The organism is Microcoleus sp. AT9b-C3, assembly GCF_036705485.1.
Classification (GTDB): domain Bacteria; phylum Cyanobacteriota; class Cyanobacteriia; order Cyanobacteriales; family Microcoleaceae; genus Microcoleus.
In genome coordinates, this window is the sequence record NZ_JAUBUR010000095.1 from 1 (window position 1) to 3,142 (window position 3,142).

The 3,142-nt window shown below is 45.0% G+C and carries 2 protein-coding genes; one reads left to right on the plus strand and one right to left on the minus strand.

The features are described 5' to 3' along the window. The first annotated feature begins 551 nt into the window (after window positions 1-551). Window positions 552-1,016, plus strand: a complete 465-nt coding sequence (locus QUB77_RS31405) for a hypothetical protein (RefSeq protein WP_333140081.1) — start codon at window positions 552-554, stop codon at window positions 1,014-1,016. A gap of 97 nt (window positions 1,017-1,113) precedes the next feature. Here the strand turns inward: QUB77_RS31405 and sds are convergent, their stop codons facing one another. Further along, window positions 1,114-2,085 (minus strand): solanesyl diphosphate synthase, encoded by a 972-nt coding sequence (gene sds, locus QUB77_RS31410; protein WP_190658411.1) that lies wholly within the window; start codon window positions 2,083-2,085, stop codon window positions 1,114-1,116. Between the last annotated feature and the right edge of the window lie 1,057 nt (window positions 2,086-3,142).

The following is a 3,142-nucleotide window of genomic DNA, read 5'->3' on the forward strand; positions in this document are numbered from 1 at the left end:
ATTCATTTTTTTATTCACGATCGAGTATTGCATATAATTGTATCATAGTCTTGATAATGATTTAGGATTGCTATATAGGAGTAGGGCCAACAAATTCTTTGAGTCGCCATCTGCGGTAAGGTGCCCCCTCAGCACCCAGCCGGCTCATGAGTGCGCCGTAAGCACCGGTGGGCTCAGTAAACAACGAAGTTACTAACTTTGGGCGTTTTGATTTTGAAACCAAACTCCCCCATGCAGTTTTTATTGCTTTAAGTTGGAAAAAAATCAGAACGTGAAATAGCCGTTTTCGGCTTTTTATCGGGCTCAGATTTAACACACCTTGACAGGGCTGGCGATAAGCACCCTACCGTTAGAGTTTTTGCAGACATTGTGTAAGCTGTTACGCACTTAATTTTTTTGCCCAAATGCTTGCTACAAGGACTCTAGGCTGCAAAATCTTAAATTTAGATGGGTGTCAGCTTATCTTTAATAGGACACTGCTGGGTAATATATACTTGGATGCGGACCTGCTAACCTGAAATTTTTAATTTTAGATATCAAAGAACTGACTGATGGATTTAGACCAACAGATTCAAGCATTGATCGAAAAAGCTCCGCCCGACGGTTCGACGCCACAAATCTTAAAGGCGATCGCCCCGGCACTGGTGTTAATTGCCCAACAGCTACAGCACCTCGAATACTCGATCCTGCAAGCGGTAGACCAAAGTTGGGCAATCGTGGTTTTGAGCAATCTCAAGCAACCGGGACGGGAGAAGAGAGTGATTTATGCTTGGAATAGTATTAAAGATGCGTCGCAGGCTGCGGCTGCTGGGGGCGATCGCCTCAGACCGGTGCTTTTGCCTGTCACTCACATTTTATTTCAGATGATAGCTCTGGAAGGTCTTGACAGCATTGTTTTTTTTGAAAGTCCCGGCAATCAGGAAGTCGGGACGGAAATCCCTCGCGAGCAAGTACAGAGTTTAATTAACGTTTACTTGCAACAGTATCGATCGGCTCCACCGCCCGATATTGCCTAAACAACTCAATTTTCTATTAATTGGTAACAGGGAATTAGGCATTGGGAATTCCCCATTACCAATTCCCCCTTACCAATAAACTGTAACTTTTTAACCTCTAATAAAGTCTACTCAAAACGTATTCAGCCAAATCAATCAAAGCTTGACGGGACTCTGAATGGGGCAGCGCAGCTAAGTATTCGACGGCTTTTTGTGCGTGATTTGTGGCTAGTTCTCGCGATCGCTCTATGCCTTTAGAATCTTCTACCAGTGCCAGGGCCTGCTCTATATCTCCTTCTTGGGCAAATTCGCGTTCTATGAGAACTTCCAAGTAAGGTTTTTCTTCTAGGGCAAATAGTGCTGGTGCTGTCAGATTACCGCTTCTGAGATCCGAGCCTGCGGGTTTCCCCAAAGTTTCCGTTGAAGCGGTGAAATCTAATATATCATCTACTATTTGGAATGCCAAACCAATGTTCCGACCGTAGTTGTACAAATCGTCTGCTATTTCCGCTGAAACCTCGCTCAAACAGCCCGCTGCTTTGGAACTGTTGGCTATTAAAGACGCTGTTTTGTAATAACTTTTTTCGAGGTACGCTTCGATCGACAAGCTGGTGTCAAATCCATTTAGTCCCTGTTGAATTTCCCCCTCAGCTAAATCCATAATCACTTCTGAAAGCAGTTTGACTACTGGCAGGTTGTCGAGATTTGCCAAATGCCAGGAAGATTGAGCAAACAGAAAATCTCCCGCCAATACTGCCACTCGGTTGTTAAACCGACTGTGAACCGTCGGCACTCCTCGCCGCAGATCCGACTCGTCCACCACGTCGTCGTGCACGAGACTAGCTGTATGGATCATTTCCGTGATTTCAGCGAGGCGGCGGTGTTTTTCCGTGATTTCCCGATCGGGCATAGTCGCCTTGGCCATCAACAGAACGATTGCGGGTCTCACTCGTTTTCCCTTTGTGCCGAATAAGTATTCTGCAGCCGCGTACAAGATGGGATGACGGGCACCCACTAACTGTTTTAAGTTTTCTGTCAACAGTCGCAGGTCTTCTTCAACCGAGGAAAATAGGAGAGTGCTAGAGATCATGGATACGCCGACTCAAGCCGTAAAGTAACAAAATTTTACATATCATATCTTTATTTTAAGGTAATTCTCTGCAATAGAAAAGAAAAATCTAGGCGATCGGCAGTTATTTGTCATCTACCACCCGATGGGAGTCACCCGCCTGCCAGAGGCGAGTCGCCGGCTGTCAGAGGGATTGCCCCTATTGTATCGAATTGTTAAGGACACTGCCAAAAAATCTCTAAATCCCAGAAACCCTGTGTTATTATAGGTATTAAGGATTTAAACAATTCTATACATTAAGTACAGCCAGACTGGCAGGTAGCTTTTAGGCGCCTGTAAAAGTTTCGTAGAGCCAGCCTTGTTAGTCGATCGCAGCCAAAATTTCTGGTACAGATTTTTAGTTCCTCGCGGCTAAAAGTTATCAGAAGTTAAGATTAGCGCATCTTATGTGCACGGTAGCTCAAAGCAGCTAAAGTGGATGGTTTTAGGCTGTTTAAGCATCTGTAAAGCAGTAAATCATTATTGATGACCGGGAACGCCTAAATGTGCCCGCAGGCTTGATATGGAAAAACAGCCTTCAGAACCAAGGCATGGTCTTGCGTGCTGACTTAATGTAGTAGGTCTTGAACTTGTCCTGCTCCTCCTCGTCCTTGACTTTTGGTTCTAATTATGATTTATCGCGATATTCCTCTAATTATTCCCATTCTGGCCGCCGGCTATGTAATGACTATTTATGTACTGCTGATGTTGGCCCAACGCAGCGCTAAAATCACTCGATTGGGCGAGTAGTGCACTGCTGGGCGGCCGAAGTCGGCAGCAGCGTCCTCGCTTCACCCTTGAGAATTCGGAATACTCAATAATAACCCTGCCTTGAATGCTTGCGCCCAAAGGCAGGGTTATTATTTACAATTGCGGACACCATGATTTTCTGGGCTGCTAGTTACTGCAACACCTAGCTACAGTTATCGATGTTCAATGCCCACAGCCTCTGAGCCAGGATATTATATAGCCTTTATCAAAAAGATGAGGTACAATAACAGCAGTGAGTAAACCAATTCCAAATATCGTCTGATGTAAC

Bases quoted from the DNA above. Each gene is read 5' to 3' on its own strand.
- QUB77_RS31405 (WP_333140081.1), top strand. From the start codon at position 552: ATGGATTTAGACCAACAGATTCAAGCATTGATCGAAAAAGCTCCGCCC.
- sds (WP_190658411.1), bottom strand. From the start codon at position 2,085: ATGATCTCTAGCACTCTCCTATTTTCCTCGGTTGAAGAAGACCTGCGA.